Origin of the sequence: Fusobacterium sp. FSA-380-WT-3A, from assembly GCF_012843705.1 — a bacterium.
GTDB lineage: Bacteria > Fusobacteriota > Fusobacteriia > Fusobacteriales > Fusobacteriaceae > Fusobacterium_B.
Genome location: NZ_JABAFQ010000038.1, coordinates 1 through 962 on the forward strand (window position 1 = coordinate 1; position 962 = coordinate 962).

Here is a 962-nt window from a genome sequence, read left to right on the forward strand (position 1 = left end):
AAAAGGACTAAATTTCTTTAGTCCTTTTTTATCTCTAATAATTTTTATTATTATTTGATAATTTCTGAAACAACTCCTGATGCTACTGTTCTTCCACCTTCTCTAATAGCAAATCTTAATCCTGGTTCCATTGCGATTGGGTGTATTAAGTTTACTGTTACTGTGATGTTGTCTCCTGGCATTACCATTTCTACTCCTTCTGGTAAGTTTACTGCTCCTGTTATATCTGTTGTTCTGAAGTAGAATTGTGGTCTATATCCTGTAAAGAATGGAGTATGTCTTCCTCCTTCTTCTTTTGTTAATACGTAGATTTCTCCTTTAAATTCTGTATGTGGAGTGATTGTTCCTGGTTTTGCTAATACTTGTCCTCTTTCTACTTCTTCTTTCTTAGTTCCTCTTAATAATGCTCCTATGTTATCTCCTGCTTCTCCTTGATCAAGAAGTTTTCTGAACATTTCTACTCCAGTTACTGTTGTTTTTGCTGTTGGTTTGATTCCGATTATTTCTACTTCTTCTCCAACTTTGATGATTCCTCTTTCTACTCTTCCTGTTACAACTGTTCCTCTTCCTGTTATTGTGAATACGTCTTCGATTGGCATTAAGAATGGTTTGTCTATTGTTCTTTCTGGCGCTGGAATGTAGCTATCTACTGCATCCATTAATGCCATTATTTGGTCTACCCATTTTTGTTCTCCGTTTAATGCTCCTAATGATGATCCAACTATTACTGGTACTTCATCTCCTGGGAATCCATATTCAGTTAATAATTCTCTTACTTCCATTTCTACTAATTCTAATAATTCTTCGTCGTCAACCATATCTGCTTTATTTAAGTATACTACAATGTATGGTACTCCAACTTGTCTTGATAATAGTATGTGTTCTCTTGTTTGAGGCATTGGTCCATCAGCTGCTGATACAACTAGGATTGCTCCATCCATTTGAGCTGCTCCTGTAATCAT

The 962-nt window shown here is 35.6% G+C and carries 1 protein-coding gene; it reads right to left on the reverse strand.

Going from position 1 to position 962, the window contains the following annotated elements; translation table 11 throughout:
- Positions 1–50: 50 nt before the first annotated feature.
- Positions 51–962: elongation factor Tu (tuf, locus tag HF862_RS09930; protein ID WP_170187697.1), on the reverse strand; the 912-nt coding region annotated here is incomplete at its 5' end.